The following is a 13,290-nucleotide window of genomic DNA, read 5'->3' on the forward strand; positions in this document are numbered from 1 at the left end:
TGGAAGAGACTATGAGCCGCTACCCGTCGTTATTCGCCCCCCTCGATCTGGGGTTTACCACCCTTAAAAACCGCGTGCTGATGGGCTCGATGCATACCGGGCTGGAGGAGCGTCCGGACGGGGCTGAACGTCTGGCGGCCTTTTATGCCGAGCGCGCGCGCCACGGGGTGGCGCTGATTGTCACCGGCGGCGTAGCCCCTGCCCCTTCCGGCGTGACGATGGAGGGCGGCGCAGTTCTGAATGATGCGACACAGCTGCCGCATCACCGCATTGTCACGGACGCGGTGCATAACGAAGGCGGCAAAATCGCCCTGCAAATTCTGCATACCGGGCGCTACAGCTATCAGCCAAAGCTGGTTGCGCCATCGGCTATTCAGGCGCCGATTAACCGCTTTACCCCTCACGCCCTCAGCCACGACGAGATCCAGGCGCTGATCGACGATTTTGCCCGCTGCGCCGCGCTGGCGCGTGAGGCGGGCTACGACGGCGTAGAGGTTATGGGCTCTGAAGGCTATCTGATTAACGAGTTCCTCGCCGCCCGCACCAACCAGCGCGACGACGAATGGGGCGGTGATTATGCTCGCCGGATGCGCTTTGCCGTGGAAGTGGTGCGCGCGGTGCGTGAACGTGCGGGTGCGGATTTTATTATCATCTTCCGCCTGTCGATGCTCGATCTCGTGGAAGGCGGCGGCACGTTTGACGAAACCGTGCAGCTGGCGCAGGCGATTGAAGCCGCAGGCGCCACGATTATCAACACCGGGATTGGCTGGCACGAGGCGCGCATTCCGACCATCGCCACGCCGGTGCCGCGCGCGGCGTTCAGCTGGGTGACGCGCAAGCTGAAGGGCAAAGTGTCTGTTCCACTGGTCACCACCAACCGCATTAACGATCCGCAGGTGGCGGACGATGTGATTTCACGCGGCGATGCCGATATGGTCTCGATGGCGCGCCCGTTCCTCGCGGATGCCGAGCTGTTATCCAAAGCGCAAAGCGGCCGTGCGGATGAGATCAACACCTGCATCGGCTGTAACCAGGCCTGTCTGGATCAGATCTTCGTCGGCAAGGTCACCTCTTGCCTCGTTAACCCGCGCGCCTGCCATGAAACCAAAATGCCGGTCGTACCTGCAGCGACAAAAAAACGCCTGGCCGTGGTGGGCGCTGGCCCCGCCGGGCTGGCGTTTGCGGTGAATGCCGCTTCCCGCGGGCACAGCGTGACGCTGTTTGATGCCGCCGGTGAGATCGGCGGACAGTTTAATATCGCCAAACAGATCCCCGGCAAAGAGGAGTTCTATGAAACGCTGCGCTACTACCGCCGGATGATCGACCTGACGGGTGTTGATTTGCGGCTTAACCAGTTTGTCAGCGCGGCGGATCTGATCGATTTCGACGAGGTTATCCTGGCGAGTGGGATCGCCCCGCGCACGCCTGCGATCGAGGGCATCGATCATCCGAAGGTATTGAGCTATCTGGATGTATTAAGAGACAAAGCGCCGGTTGGCGAGAAGGTGGCGATTATCGGCTGCGGCGGGATCGGCTTTGATACTGCCATGTACTTAAGCCAGCCGGGCGAGGCCACCAGCCAGAACATTGCCGAGTTTTGCGTGGAATGGGGTATCGACACCAGCCTGAACCAGTCCGGCGGATTACGGCCAGAAGGGCCGCAGTTGCCGAAAAGCCCGCGCCAGATCGTGATGCTGCAGCGTAAGGCCAGCAAGCCGGGCGAAGGGCTGGGCAAAACCACGGGCTGGATCCACCGCGCCACCCTGCTCTCGCGCGGGGTGAAGATGATCCCGGCGGTCAGCTACCAGAAGATCGACGACGAGGGTCTGCACGTCACGATCGGCGGCGAGCCGCAATTGCTGCGCGTGGATCATGTGATTTTATGTGCCGGGCAGGAGCCAAAGCGGGATCTGGCCGATCCGCTGCGCGAAGCGGGTAAAACGGTGCATTTGATCGGCGGGTGCGACGTGGCGATGGAGCTGGATGCGCGGCGCGCCATTGCGCAGGGGACAACATTGGCATTAGCGATTTGATTTCTTGCCCGGTGGCGCTGCGCTTACCGGGCCTACAAAACCGTAGGCCTGTGCAAGCGAAGCGCCGCCAGGCAAAGCGATCTTACCGACGACGCCCCAGCTTCACCGATTTCAGCACCACGAATTTGTTATTGGTGGCAATGGTGACGCAGTTGCCGAAAATCTTCTTCAGCTTGTGGAAGTAGTCCAGGTGGCGGTTCGCCACGATGTACAGCTCGCCGTTGATTTTCAGGCAGCGGCGCGCGTGGTGGAACATCTCCCACGCGACGTTATCCGTCAGGGCGTGCTTCTGGTGGAACGGCGGGTTGCAGAACACCGCGTTGAAGCGGAACGGCTCTACGCCAGACAGCGCGTTGTTAATCATGAACTCGCAGCGATCCACCGCTTCCGGCAGGTTGGTTTCCACGTTCAGACGGCTGGAGGCCACCGCCATTGGCGACTCGTCGCTGAACACCACGCTGGCGTCCGGGTTCTTCGCCAGCAGCGTCAGGCCAATCACGCCGTTACCGCAGCCCAGATCGACAATCTCACCTTCCAGATTTTCCGGCAGATGTTCCATAAAGAAACGCGCCCCGATATCCAGCCCGGTGCGGGAGAAGACGTTCGCATGGTTGTGGATGGTCCAGTCGGTGCCTTCCAGCTTCCAGCTCAGGGTCTCTGGCGCGTCGGCCAGTTCCGGTGCGCTGAACGTACAGTTAATCAGGCGCGCTTTTTTCCAGGCCAGCGTTGTGGTGGTCGGGCCGAGCACTTTCTCGAACAGCTCCAGCGTCGAAGTGTGAATATCGCGCGCTTTGGCACCCGCGATGATGCGGGTTTCCGGCGTCACAACCTTACGCAGCGCGCGCAGCTGCTGCTCCAGCAGCGCCATGGTTTTTGGTACTTTAATCAGAACCACGCCCGGCGCCTGCGGGTAGTCCGCGGTGCTGTCGAGGAACTTCACGCTGGACTCGTCGATATCGTTATGGCGCAGGTTTTCACGCGTCGCCAGCTCACTCAGGTAGGAATCGCCGATGCTGTAAGGTGCGTGCTCCGCCAGGGCGCAGCCCAGCGCGCCAAACGCGTCATTCAGGATCAAAACCGGGCCGCGAATTTCAGTCTCATCCAACTGCTGCAGCAGATATTCATCCGCCGCTTCCCACGCCTGAAGCGGGTTAACGTCGTCCGTTTCCGGGAAACGTTTAAGGTTGAGTGAACGGAAACCGTTGTCTAAGTGGCTCATCGGCCCTCCTGAATGGTAAAATTTGGCGTATCCCTGAAAAGGGTGCGTGAGTATACCCGTTTTATTGTCGATTTGGGGCGTTGATGAACCAACTTACTTATCTCCAGGGCTATCCGGAGCATTTACTTTCCCAGGTTCGCAGCCTGATTGCCGAGCAGAAGCTCGGCGCGGTGCTGGAAAAACGCTACCCCGGCACGCACGATTTCGCGACTGATAAGGCGCTCTGGCAGTATACGCAGGATCTGAAAAACCGATACCTGAAGAGCGCGCCGCCGATCAACAAGGTGATGTACGACAACAAGATCCACGTGCTGAAAAACGCGCTCGGCCTGCATACCGCCGTTTCCCGCGTGCAGGGCGGCAAGCTGAAGGCGAAGGCCGAAATCCGCGTCGCGACGGTGTTCCGTAACGCGCCGGAAGCGTTTCTGCGGATGATCGTGGTGCATGAGCTGGCGCATCTGAAAGAGAAAGAGCACGACAAAGCGTTCTATTCCCTGTGCTGCCACATGGAGCCGCAGTACCACCAGCTGGAGTTTGATACCCGCCTGTGGCTGACGCATTTATCGTTAAAGAGTAATGCGCAGTAGCGCACGCGAATTGTCATGATGACGTGCTACAGTGGCTATAGGTTCCCCGCTACGGAGTACGTAAACGTTTATGATACGTTTCGCAGTCATTGGAACGAACTGGATCACCCGCCAGTTCGTCGACGCCGCCCACGAAACCGGCAAACTAAAACTTACCGCAGTCTATTCCCGCAGCCTTGAGCAGGCGCAGAGTTTTGCCAACGACTACCTCGTTGAGCATCTCTTTACCTCTCTCGACGAGATGGCGCAAAGCGACGCCATTGACGCGGTGTATATCGCCAGCCCGAACTCCCTGCACTTCCCGCAAACAAAGCTGTTCCTCAGCCATAAAAAGCATGTGATTTGCGAGAAGCCGCTGGCCTCTAACATAGAAGAAGTGGAAGCGGCCATTGCGTTAGCGCGGGAAAACCAGGTAGTGCTGTTTGAAGCGTTCAAAACCGCCAGCCTGCCGAACTTCCTCGTGTTGCAGCAGTCCCTGCCGAAAATTGGCAAGGTGCGTAAAGCCTTTATCAACTACTGCCAGTATTCGTCGCGCTATCAGCGCTATCTCGACGGCGAGAACCCAAATACCTTTAACCCGGCCTTCTCGAACGGCTCGATTATGGATATCGGTTTTTACTGCCTGGCCTCTGCCGTGGCCCTGTGGGGCGAACCGCACGGCGTCACGGCCACCGCCAGCCTGCTGGAGAGCGGCGTGGATGCGCACGGTGTCGTGGTGCTGGACTACGGTGATTTTAGCGTCACGCTACAGCACTCCAAGGTGAGCGATTCCGTGTTGCCGAGCGAAATTCAGGGCGAAGCCGGGTCGCTGGTCATCGAAAAAATCTCCGAATGCCAGAAGGTGAGCTTTGTGCCGCGCGGCGGAAAAGCGCAGGAGCTGACGCAGCCTCAACATATTAACACTATGCTCTATGAGGCAGAGGTCTTCGCCCGTCTGGTGGAAGATAATGAAGTGAATCACCCTGGCCTTGCGGTAAGCCGCACCACGGCGAAGCTGCAGACCGAGATCCGCCGCCAGACCGGCGTGGTGTTCCCGGCAGACGGCGTAGGCGCGGAAGCGATCGCGTAAAGCTGTGTAATGAAACGGCGCAGACCATTGACGAAACCGATGGTCTGACATATTTTGTTACCTGCAAAGGGGAGTAACTTCTTCGCCGGTGGATCGTCATTACGATGCGTGCAAAACCGCATCCGGTCGCCGGGCAACCTTCGTGGTTGTAAGTGAGACCTTGCCGGAAGGCGAGGTCTATGCATAAAAAGCTAACGGCTATCGTCTTCTGACCATGGCCGTTTTTGTTTTTTATGTGTAAGGAAAATAGTATGCATTCTGTCGGCACTCCAATGCTGTGGGGCGGATTCGCGGTTGTCGTGCTCATCATGCTGGCGATCGACCTCTTTTTGCAGGGTCGTCGCGGCGAGCACGGCATGAGCGTTAAGCAGGCCGCCGTCTGGTCGCTGGTCTGGGTTAGCCTCTCACTCCTTTTCTGCGCCGTTTTCTGGTGGTATCTGGCCTCGACCGAAGGCCGTGCGGTGGCCGACCCTCAGGCGCTCGCCTTCCTCACCGGTTATCTGATTGAAAAAGCCCTGGCGGTTGATAACGTCTTCGTCTGGCTGATGCTGTTCAGCTATTTTGCCGTACCTGCAGCCCTGCAGCGACGCGTGCTGGTATACGGCGTGCTGGGTGCCATTGTCCTGCGTACCATCATGATCTTCGCCGGCAGCTGGCTGATTACCCAGTTCGAATGGCTGCTGTATGTCTTTGGCGCGTTCCTGCTGTTCACCGGGGTCAAGATGGCGCTGGCGAAAGAAGACGACACCGGTATCGGCGATAAGCCACTGGTGAAGTGGATCCGCGGCCATCTGCGTATGACGGACAAGATCGAAAGCGAGCACTTCTTCGTGCGCAAGAACGGCCTGCTGTTTGCCACCCCGCTGCTGCTGGTGCTGATTCTGGTCGAACTAAGCGACGTGATTTTCGCGGTGGACAGCATCCCGGCAATCTTTGCGGTGACGACTGACCCGTTCATCGTGCTGACCTCTAACCTGTTTGCGATCCTCGGTCTGCGTGCCATGTATTTCCTGCTGGCAGGCGCGGCAGAGCGCTTCTCGATGCTGAAGTACGGCCTGTCGGTGATCCTGGTATTTATCGGTATCAAGATGCTGATCGTCGATTTCTACCACATCCCGATCGCCATTTCGCTCGGCGTGGTGTTTGGCATTCTGTTGGTGACGCTGATTATCAATACTTGGGTTAACCGCCAGCACGATAAGAAGCAGCAGGTGGAGTAATCCCCTCACCCCGGCCCTCTCCCTCAGGGAGAGGGTGGACACACTTTTGTGACGCAATAGTTAAAAAATATGATGTGACACGTAAAATCCAGCATTTTACGCTTCCGCCTTTCGCTGCTTTCCCTGATACTCAACCAGGCAAATAAATACTTACATCCGGACACAAATGTGACTTAGAGCACATCCAGGATGGAACGCAATTTCACTCAGGAATAACGTATGAGCACACAATCACGCGGTCTGTTCGCGCGCCTGGCGCAGGGCAGCCTTGTAAAACAAATTCTGGTCGGGTTGGTACTGGGTATTCTGCTGGCGATGGTGTCAAAACCTGCCGCGGAAGCAACGGGACTGCTCGGCACCCTTTTCGTTGGCGCGCTGAAAGCCGTCGCACCGGTACTGGTGCTGATGCTGGTGATGGCGTCGATTGCCAACCACCAGCACGGACAAAAAACCAACATTCGCCCAATTCTGTTCCTGTATCTTCTGGGAACCTTCTCTGCTGCCTTAACGGCTGTGGTGTTTAGCTTCCTGTTCCCGTCCACGCTGCACCTGACCAGCGCCGCCGGCGATATCACGCCGCCATCCGGCATTGTAGAAGTGCTGCGCGGTCTGCTGATGAGCATGGTCTCTAACCCTGTCACCGCACTGATGAGCGGAAATTACATTGGCATTCTCGTCTGGGCGATTGGTCTGGGCTTCGCGCTGCGTCATGGCAACGAGACCACGAAAAATCTGGTGAACGATATGTCGAACGCCGTCACCTTTATGGTGAAGCTGGTGATTCGCTTTGCGCCAATCGGTATCTTTGGTCTGGTTTCTTCGACGCTGGCAACCACCGGTTTCGACGCGCTGTGGGGCTACGCGCAGCTGCTGGTCGTCCTGGTCGGCTGTATGCTGCTGGTGGCGCTGGTGATTAACCCGCTGCTGGTGTTCTGGCAGATCCGCCGCAACCCGTATCCGCTGGTGCTGACCTGCCTGCGCGAGAGCGGCGTGTATGCCTTCTTCACCCGCAGCTCGGCGGCGAACATTCCGGTTAACATGGCGCTGGCGGAGAAGCTGAACCTGGACCGCGATACCTATTCCGTGTCGATTCCGCTGGGCGCGACCGTTAACATGGCGGGTGCGGCGATCACCATCACCGTGCTGACCCTGGCGGCGGTGCATACGCTGGGCATTCCGGTGGATCTGCCAACCGCGCTGCTGCTGAGCGTGGTGGCGTCGCTGTGTGCCTGTGGCGCATCCGGCGTGGCGGGCGGCTCGCTGCTGCTGATCCCGCTGGCGTGCAATATGTTTGGCATCCCGAACGAAGTCGCGATGCAGGTTGTGGCCGTTGGCTTTATCATCGGCGTGCTGCAGGACTCCTGCGAAACCGCGCTGAACTCCTCTACCGACGTGCTGTTTACCGCAGCGGCCTGTCAGGCGGAAGACGCGCGTTTAGCGAAGAATGCCCTGCGCAGTTAAAGCAGTTAAAAAGAAAAGCCCGGTGGCGGCTACGCCTTACCGGGCCTACTGGGTTCAGTAGGTCGGGTAAGCGCTAGCGCCACCCGACAAAGCACTTAAAGCGTCACACCACTCTTAAAGATCGCCAGCTCGCGGAAGTCGTTCTTCTCGTTGCAGGTCTGCCTGCCGTTGGCAAATTCCACAATCGTGTCCACAAATTCGCCCAGCAGCTGCGGCATCGCTTTACCGTGGATCAGCTGGCCCGCATCAAAGTCGATCCAGTGCTTTTTCTTCGCCGCCAGCTCGCTGTTGGTGGCGATTTTCACCGTCGGCACAAACCCGCCGTACGGCGTACCGCGCCCGGTACTGAACAGCACCATGTGACAGCCCGCCCCCGCCAGCGCGCTGGTGGCGACCGCATCGTTGCCCGGTGCGCTCAGCAGGTTCAGACCGTGGGTTTTCAGGCGTTCGCCGTAGCGCAGAACGTCCACCACCTGGCTTGCGCCCGCTTTCTGGGTGCAGCCGAGGGATTTCTCTTCCAGCGTGGTGATCCCGCCTGCCTTGTTCCCCGGCGACGGGTTCTCGTAAATCGGCTGGTTGTGAGCGATGAAGTACTGTTTGAAGTCGTTCACCATGGTGACGGTCTTCTCAAACGTCTCTTCGTCGCGGCAGTGGCTCATCAGAATACGCTCCGCTCCGAACATCTCCGGCACTTCGGTCAACACCGTGGTACCGCCGTTGGCAATCACGTAATCCGAGAAGCGGCCCAGCATCGGGTTGGCGGTAATGCCGGAAAGACCATCCGATCCGCCGCACTCCAGTCCAAACTTCAGCTCGCTCAGCCTGCCCGGCTCGCGCTTGTCATGGCGCATGACCTCATACAGCTGGTGCAGTTGTTCAACGCCCGCTTCCACCTCGTCGTCCTGATGCTGGCACACCATAAAGTGCACGCGCTCAGGATCGAATTCGCCCAGCGTGTCGCGGAAAGCATCCACCTGGTTGTTCTCACAGCCCAGCCCAATCACCAGCACCGCGCCCGCATTCGGGTGCCGCACCATGTTTTGCAGCATCGTGCGGGTGTTGATGTGATCATCACCGAGCTGGGAGCAGCCGTAGGTGTGGCTGAAAAGATGTACGCCGTCGGTGCCTTCAGCATCACGGGTCTCTTTCAGGAAACGGGTCTGAATCTGACGCGCAATCCCGTTCACGCAGCCTACGGTCGGGAGGATCCACAGCTCGTTGCGGATCCCCACCTCACCGCTGGCGCGGCGGTAGATCTGCACGTCGCGATCCGCCGCCTGCCCTTCTTCTGCCTGTAAATCAGGTTGATAGCTGTACTCGTCCAGATCGCTCAGATTGGTACGGGTATTGTGGGAGTGGATGTATTCACCCGGCGCAATATCCGCCAGCGCATGGCCGATGGGCAAACCGTACTTCACCACGTTCTCCCCTTTCGCAATGGGGATCAGGGCAAACTTGTGTCCACGTCCAATGGCCTGGCGCAACGTGACCGACTGGTTGTCGAAGGTCACTTCCGTGCCTTCGGTTAAATCTGCCAGCGCGACGGCAACGTTATCCAGCGAATGGATTTTGATGTATTGCATATCAACCTCAGACGGCCTTAGTTCAGTTCAATGGCGAAGTAGTCACGCGCATTGTTAAAGCAGATGTTTTTCACCATTTCGCCCAGCAGCTGGATATCCGCTGGCGCTTCGCCCGCGTGCACCCAGCGGCCAATCATCTGGCACAGAATGCGGCGGAAGTATTCATGGCGGGTATAGGACAGGAAGCTGCGGCTGTCGGTCAGCATACCGACAAAGCGGCTCAGCAGGCCGAGCTGCGCCAGCTGCGTCATCTGACGTTCCATGCCGTCTTTCTGATCGTTGAACCACCAGCCGGATCCAAACTGCATCTTGCCCGGCATCCCTTCGCCCTGGAAATTGCCGACCATGGTGCCCAGCACTTCGTTATCGCGCGGGTTCAGGCAGTAGAGGATGGTTTTTGGCAGCAGGTTTTGTTCGTTCTGTTTGCTCAGCAGTCTGGACAGCTCTTCCGCCAGCGGGCGGTCGTTGATGGAGTCAAAGCCCACGTCCGCGCCCAGCAGTTTGAACTGGCGCTGGTTGTTATTGCGCAGCGCGCCGATATGGTACTGCTGTACCCAGCCGCGACGGGCGTATTCCGCGCCGAGGAACACCAGCACCGCGGTTTTGAACTGCGCTACTTCATGTTCGCTAAGCGATTCACCGGAAAGACGACGCGCCAGGATGCTGTCCAGTTCCGCTTCGTTTGATTCCGCAAACAGAACGACGTCCAGAGCGTGGTCGGAGACTTTACAGCCGTGCGCCGCAAAGTGATCCAGGCGTTTGGTCAGTGCGGTTTGCAGATCGGCGAAACGACGAATATCGGTATCGGACACTTCCGCCAGCTTCGCCATGTAGTCGGTAAAGGTGGCCTGCTCAATGTTGAAGGCCTTGTCAGGGCGCCAGCTTGGCAGCACTTTAATGTCAAAAGAGGAGTCATTGGCGACGACCGCGTGATGCTCCAGGGAGTCAATCGGGTCGTCGGTGGTGCCCACCATCTTCACGTTCATCTGCTTCATGATGCCGCGCGCGGAAAACTGATCCTGCGCCAGCAGTTCATTGCACTGGTTCCAGATCTCATCCGCCGTGGCCGGAGACAGCAGCTTGCCGGTGATGCCAAACGGACGGCGCAGTTCGAGGTGCGTCCAGTGGTAAAGCGGGTTGCCGATGGTGTGCGGAACGGTGGCCGCCCAGGCGTCAAACTTCTCGCGGTCTGTGGCGTCGCCGGTACACAGGCGCTCGGCCACACCGTTGGTGCGCATCGCGCGCCATTTGTAGTGGTCACCCTTCAGCCAGATATCATACAGGTTTTTGAAACGGTAATTTTCGGCAACCTGCTGCGGGGGTAAGTGGCAGTGGTAGTCGAAAATCGGCTGATCTTTTGCGTAGTCGTGGTACAGGCGGCGGGCAAATTCGGTATCTAACAGAAAATCGTCGGTCATAAACGGCGTCATTATCGTCTTCCTCATTACGGGAGCGTCAGAAAGCGTATGTTCATATGCTGCAAAGTTATCACACCAATTTCCACTGACCGAAGTTTTTTTCGTGAGTCAGATCAATAAACGTCGACAAAAAAATTACCCAGAACGGGGTAAACCCTTCTACAGGCCGCGCCAGCACTGGCTTCACCCGCAACGAATAATGTCCCCACAAAGAATCATACATTTGTGATGTCACTCACCTTTTAAAGTTGTATGACAAGTTATCTTTTCGCCGTCGCAAACTATAAGCCGACGGAATGCATTCCTGGTGTCAGATACACCAGATTTAACGGTACGGATACCGACTTATGCACGCTTACTTATGGCAAGGTTCGGGCCGTTCCGGGAGAGTCTTCCGGTTACGCCCCTCCCGTTACACAACTGCTCCCGGCAACGGTTGAGAGGTTGACGTGCTCTGGCGCGGAAATAACATAACGATGAGGTTTTAGATGCGTAAAATTAAAGGGTTACGTTGGTATATGATCGCACTGGTGACGTTAGGCACCGTGCTGGGCTACCTGACACGTAACACCGTGGCAGCCGCGGCGCCGACATTGATGGAAGAGCTGCATATCTCCACGCAGCAATACTCTTACATCATCGCGGCGTATTCTGCCGCTTACACCGTCATGCAGCCTGTTGCAGGTTATGTTCTTGATATTCTTGGTACCAAAATCGGCTATGCCTTCTTCGCCATCGCCTGGGCAGTGTTCTGCGGTGCTACGGCGCTGGCAGGCAGCTGGGGCGGCCTGGCGCTGGCGCGTGGCGCGGTCGGTGCGGCAGAAGCCGCAATGATCCCGGCGGGCCTGAAAGCCAGTTCCGAGTGGTTCCCGGCAAAAGAGCGTTCCATTGCGGTCGGTTACTTCAACGTGGGCTCGTCCATCGGTGCAATGATTGCGCCACCGCTGGTGGTGTGGGCTATCGTGATGCACAGCTGGCAGATGGCGTTCATCATCTCTGGCGTACTGAGCTTTGCCTGGGCAATGGCGTGGCTGATTTTCTATAAACACCCGCGCGATCAGAAAAAACTCTCCGAAGAAGAACGCGAATACATCATTGGTGGTCAGGAAGCGCAGCATCAGACCAACAATGGCAAGAAGATGTCCGTCTGGCAGATCCTGGGGACTCGTCAGTTCTGGGGGATCGCCCTGCCGCGTTTCCTGGCAGAACCGGCCTGGGGTACCTTTAACGCGTGGATCCCACTGTTCATGTTCAAAGTCTACGGCTTTAACCTGAAAGAGATCGCGATGTTCGCCTGGATGCCGATGCTGTTCGCTGACCTGGGCTGTATCGTGGGCGGTTACCTGCCACCGCTGTTCCAGCGCTGGTTTGGTGTGAACCTGATTGTCTCCCGTAAAATGGTCGTCACCATGGGCGCGTTGCTGATGATTGGCCCGGGCATGATCGGCCTGTTCACCAGCCCGTACGTGGCTATCGCCCTGCTGTGCATCGGTGGCTTCGCTCACCAGTCCCTGTCCGGCGCGCTGATTACGCTCTCCTCTGACGTATTTGGTCGTAACGAAGTGGCAACGGCAAACGGCCTGACCGGGATGGCCGCCTGGACCGCAAGCACCATGTTTGCCCTGGTAGTCGGCGCGCTGGCGGATACTATCGGCTTCAGCCCGCTGTTCGCAGTGCTGGCAATCTTCGACCTGATGGGCGCGGTGGTTATCTGGACGGTGCTGAAGAGCAAATCGGCGGAGGAGCTGGCGAAAGAGTCCCTCGGAAAACCGGCAACGCAGAGTTAGCGAAAATGCGTTTCACTGAAGCCGCCTCCGGGCGGCTTTTTTAATGGCAAAATCTGGAGAGTAGCCCGCGAAAGTGGTATAACAAATCATCTGCCGTACCCTGCCTGGAGCGCATATGGAAATCACCGAACCACGTCGTTTATATCAACAACTTGCTGCCGAGCTGAAAGATCGCATCGAGCAAGGGGTCTATCTTGTCGGTGATAAACTGCCCGCCGAGCGCTTTATCGCGGATGAAAAAAGCGTAAGCCGCACCGTGGTACGCGAAGCGATAATCATGCTGGAAGTGGAAGGCTACGTTGAGGTTCGTAAAGGTTCGGGCATTCATGTGATTTCAAATCAGCCGAAACACTCTCCGGTGGCGGACGAAAGTCTGGAATTCGCCAGCTACGGTCCGTTTGAGCTGCTCCAGGCTCGCCAGCTGATCGAAAGTAATATTGCGGAATTTGCGGCCACGCAGGTGACCAAGCAGGACATCATGAAATTGATGGAAATTCAGGAGAATGCCCGCAAGGAAAAATGTTTCCGCGATTCAGAGTGGGATCTGCAGTTTCACGTTCAGGTCGCCCTGGCAACCCAGAATACGGCGCTGGCAGCAATCGTGGAGAAAATGTGGACTCAGCGCGTTCATAACCCGTACTGGAAAAAACTGCACGACCATATCGATTCCCGTACCGTGGACAACTGGTGTGACGACCACGATCAAATCCTTAAGGCACTGATTCGTAAAGACCCTCACGCTGCGAAGCTGGCTATGTGGCAACACCTGGAAAACACCAAACAGATGCTGTTCAATGAAACCAGCGACGACTTCGAATTTAACGCTGACCGCTATCTTTTTGCTGATAATCCTGTCGTTCATCTCGATACAGCCTCGAGTGCCGCAAAATAACTGGCCTTACTGCCTGGCAGG

Annotated in this window: 10 protein-coding genes; 7 read left to right on the top strand and 3 right to left on the bottom strand. The window is 57.5% G+C overall.

All coding sequences use genetic code 11. The annotated features are described in order from the left end of the window. Window positions 1-11 precede the first annotated feature (11 nt). Complete coding sequence (locus MX657_RS19285; protein ID WP_346806471.1) at window positions 12-2,033, top strand: NADPH-dependent 2,4-dienoyl-CoA reductase; 2,022 nt, start codon at window positions 12-14, stop codon at window positions 2,031-2,033. 82 nt (window positions 2,034-2,115) lie between these two features. Here the strand turns inward: MX657_RS19285 and rlmG are convergent, their stop codons facing one another. Further along, window positions 2,116-3,252, bottom strand: coding sequence for a 23S rRNA (guanine(1835)-N(2))-methyltransferase RlmG (gene rlmG, locus MX657_RS19290; RefSeq protein WP_346806472.1), 1,137 nt, complete (start codon window positions 3,250-3,252; stop codon window positions 2,116-2,118). Between the two features lie 83 nt (window positions 3,253-3,335). On the opposite strand from rlmG, the gene MX657_RS19295 reads away from it, so the two are divergent. The 4 genes from MX657_RS19295 (at window position 3,336) to sstT (ending at window position 7,589) form a co-directional block, all read left to right on the top strand. Beyond that, window positions 3,336-3,839, top strand: a complete 504-nt coding sequence (locus tag MX657_RS19295; protein ID WP_080328269.1) for a YgjP-like metallopeptidase domain-containing protein — start codon at window positions 3,336-3,338, stop codon at window positions 3,837-3,839. A 70-nt stretch (window positions 3,840-3,909) separates the two neighbouring features. Then, window positions 3,910-4,908, top strand: a complete 999-nt coding sequence (locus MX657_RS19300; RefSeq protein ID WP_217480336.1) for a Gfo/Idh/MocA family protein — start codon at window positions 3,910-3,912, stop codon at window positions 4,906-4,908. A 251-nt stretch (window positions 4,909-5,159) separates the two neighbouring features. Next, complete coding sequence (locus MX657_RS19305) at window positions 5,160-6,128, top strand: TerC family protein (RefSeq protein ID WP_119916451.1); 969 nt, start codon at window positions 5,160-5,162, stop codon at window positions 6,126-6,128. 219 nt (window positions 6,129-6,347) lie between these two features. After that, window positions 6,348-7,589: a serine/threonine transporter SstT gene (gene sstT / locus MX657_RS19310; RefSeq protein ID WP_119916452.1), complete on the top strand. Its 1,242-nt coding sequence runs from the start codon at window positions 6,348-6,350 to the stop codon at window positions 7,587-7,589. A gap of 95 nt (window positions 7,590-7,684) precedes the next feature. Here the strand turns inward: sstT and MX657_RS19315 are convergent, their stop codons facing one another. Then, on the bottom strand, window positions 7,685-9,172 hold the full coding sequence (locus MX657_RS19315) for a UxaA family hydrolase (protein ID WP_346806474.1): 1,488 nt from the start codon (window positions 9,170-9,172) through the stop codon (window positions 7,685-7,687). Between the two features lie 17 nt (window positions 9,173-9,189). Continuing rightward, a complete protein-coding gene (uxaC, locus tag MX657_RS19320; RefSeq protein ID WP_080328274.1) occupies window positions 9,190-10,602 on the bottom strand; it encodes a glucuronate isomerase in 1,413 nt (470 codons plus the stop codon). Window positions 10,603-11,078: 476 nt separating this feature from the next. Between uxaC and MX657_RS19325 the strand changes: the two genes are divergently transcribed. After that, a complete protein-coding gene (locus MX657_RS19325; RefSeq protein WP_080328275.1) occupies window positions 11,079-12,377 on the top strand; it encodes an MFS transporter in 1,299 nt (432 codons plus the stop codon). A gap of 115 nt (window positions 12,378-12,492) precedes the next feature. Beyond that, window positions 12,493-13,269 (top strand): transcriptional regulator ExuR, encoded by a 777-nt coding sequence (exuR, locus tag MX657_RS19330; RefSeq protein ID WP_080328276.1) that lies wholly within the window; start codon window positions 12,493-12,495, stop codon window positions 13,267-13,269. Window positions 13,270-13,290 lie beyond the last annotated feature (21 nt).

Origin of the sequence: Enterobacter chuandaensis (genome assembly GCF_039718975.1) — a bacterium.
Classification (GTDB): Bacteria; Pseudomonadota; Gammaproteobacteria; order Enterobacterales; family Enterobacteriaceae; genus Enterobacter; species Enterobacter chuandaensis.

Excerpts from the sequence above, each read along its gene's own strand:
- MX657_RS19285 (WP_346806471.1), top strand. The coding sequence starts at position 12 with ATGAGCCGCTACCCGTCGTTATTCGCCCCCCTCGATCTGGGGTTTACC.
- rlmG (WP_346806472.1), bottom strand. The coding sequence starts at position 3,252 with ATGAGCCACTTAGACAACGGTTTCCGTTCACTCAACCTTAAACGTTTC.
- MX657_RS19295 (WP_080328269.1), top strand. The coding sequence starts at position 3,336 with ATGAACCAACTTACTTATCTCCAGGGCTATCCGGAGCATTTACTTTCC.
- MX657_RS19300 (WP_217480336.1), top strand. The coding sequence starts at position 3,910 with ATGATACGTTTCGCAGTCATTGGAACGAACTGGATCACCCGCCAGTTC.
- MX657_RS19305 (WP_119916451.1), top strand. The coding sequence starts at position 5,160 with ATGCATTCTGTCGGCACTCCAATGCTGTGGGGCGGATTCGCGGTTGTC.
- sstT (WP_119916452.1), top strand. The coding sequence starts at position 6,348 with ATGAGCACACAATCACGCGGTCTGTTCGCGCGCCTGGCGCAGGGCAGC.
- MX657_RS19315 (WP_346806474.1), bottom strand. The coding sequence starts at position 9,172 with ATGCAATACATCAAAATCCATTCGCTGGATAACGTTGCCGTCGCGCTG.
- uxaC (WP_080328274.1), bottom strand. The coding sequence starts at position 10,602 with ATGACGCCGTTTATGACCGACGATTTTCTGTTAGATACCGAATTTGCC.
- MX657_RS19325 (WP_080328275.1), top strand. The coding sequence starts at position 11,079 with ATGCGTAAAATTAAAGGGTTACGTTGGTATATGATCGCACTGGTGACG.
- exuR (WP_080328276.1), top strand. The coding sequence starts at position 12,493 with ATGGAAATCACCGAACCACGTCGTTTATATCAACAACTTGCTGCCGAG.